This window comes from Vibrio sp. 1580 (assembly GCF_033340055.1).
Genome location: NZ_JAWOVT010000091.1, coordinates 1 through 992, shown reverse-complemented (window position 1 = coordinate 992; position 992 = coordinate 1). Strand labels below are relative to the sequence as shown.

At 46.8% G+C, this 992-nt stretch carries 1 protein-coding gene; it reads right to left on the bottom strand.

Annotated elements, in window-relative coordinates; genetic code table 11:
• Positions 1 to 953: aminopeptidase PepB (gene pepB / locus R7093_RS24240; protein ID WP_318146885.1), on the bottom strand; the 953-nt coding region annotated here is incomplete at its 3' end.
• Positions 954 to 992 lie beyond the last annotated feature (39 nt).

The window sequence follows — 992 nt, the reverse complement described above, 5'->3', positions numbered from 1 at the left end:
TAGTCGTTACCCAATGCATTTTTCGCCGCGCCGGTTAACGTTGCGCAGTCGATGATCAACTCAGGGTTATGTTCGCTTGCATAGATAAGACCATCGGCAAGTACCAAACGACCTTCTGCATCGGTGTTCATGATCTCAACAGTCTTACCGTTTTTGTAGGTGATGATGTCGCCAAGCTTAAGCGCACGACCAGAAACCATATTCTCAGCACAACATAAGATCAGTTTTACGCGCTTGTTCAAACCACGCAAAATAGCTAACCCCAAACCGCCAGTAATCGTACCTGAACCGCCCATATCGGCTTTCATTGCACTCATAAAGTTTGAAGGCTTAAGGCTGTAACCGCCTGAATCAAACGTAATGCCTTTACCTACTAGACACGCGAATACTGGTGCGTTTTCATCGCCAGTCGGGTTGTAATCCAATTGCAGCATTGCTGATGTGCGATCCGAACCGCGACCAACCGCATAGATACCTTCCCAACCTTCCGCTAGTAGATCTTTATCTTTAACAATACGAGCCGTTACTGTGCCTTCTGGTGCGACAGATTTGATGAACTCAGCCGCCATCGTAGCAAGTTGACGAGGTGCAACTTCTTCCGCCGTTTTGTTGATGATATCGCGCGTAAAATCGGTCGCTTTAATGCGAGCTTGAAGTTCAGTTTGGTCTTCTTCAGAAAGCGCAGTCCATTCTAGTAAACCGTGTTTTTTCGGGTTGCGGTAACCTTGATGGAAAGCCCAGATGCTTTCCAAATCCCAATGTTCACCAGAAAGTAGAACTGAATGAATTCCTTGGCCATCTAGCTGACGAGCTGCACGCTGAATTGCACCAAGATCATGACCTTCACCTAGATGAATCGTCGCACCGTTTTCAGAGAATGAAAGTAGTGCTTTCTCACCCCAGTGTGGAGCAGCAGAATCTTGACTTAAAAATACAGACATCTGTGTAGACATGGTTTCTCCTTGTCTTATATCGGCGTAGCCTACGCCGCT